This is a genomic window from Mesorhizobium sp. M4B.F.Ca.ET.089.01.1.1 (genome assembly GCF_004022605.1).
In the GTDB taxonomy this organism is placed as follows: domain Bacteria; phylum Pseudomonadota; class Alphaproteobacteria; order Rhizobiales; family Rhizobiaceae; genus Mesorhizobium; species Mesorhizobium abyssinicae.
Window position 1 is genome coordinate 1 of sequence record NZ_RZOS01001578.1, and the last position, 389, is coordinate 389.

At 64.8% G+C, this 389-nt stretch carries 1 protein-coding gene; it reads left to right on the forward strand.

The window, feature by feature from the left end; translation table 11 throughout:
- Nucleotides 1-389, forward strand: a 389-nt coding sequence (locus tag EN780_RS38370) for a sarcosine oxidase subunit gamma (protein ID WP_128276688.1), incomplete at both ends; no start/stop codon positions are given.

Below are 389 nucleotides of genomic sequence, written 5' to 3' on the forward strand. Positions count from 1 at the left end.
CGCCTCGCTTCGTTCGGGGCGTTGGAGATTCGGGAGAACGTTGGTCTGGCGCTTGCCTCTCTGGCGCTGCGCCGCGGAACCATTGGGCCTAGGCCCTTCGGGCTCACTCTGCCAGGACCAGGCCGCTGGATTGCGGGGCAGGGGGTTGCCGCGCTGTGGACCGGGCCGGATCAGTGGATGATCGAGTATGAAGGCCGCGCCGATCTGGGTTTTGCCGCCGAGCTCAAGCAATTCGCCGCCGGCTGCTCGGTGACCGAGCAGACCGATGGCTGGGTCGCTTTCGAGATTGTATTGCGGGCCGGGTCAAGGCCTCTCGAGGCATTGCTTTCGAAGCTTATCAACATCGATCTCGCGGACTTTGGCCCAGGTCGCGCGAGGCGTACCGGCAT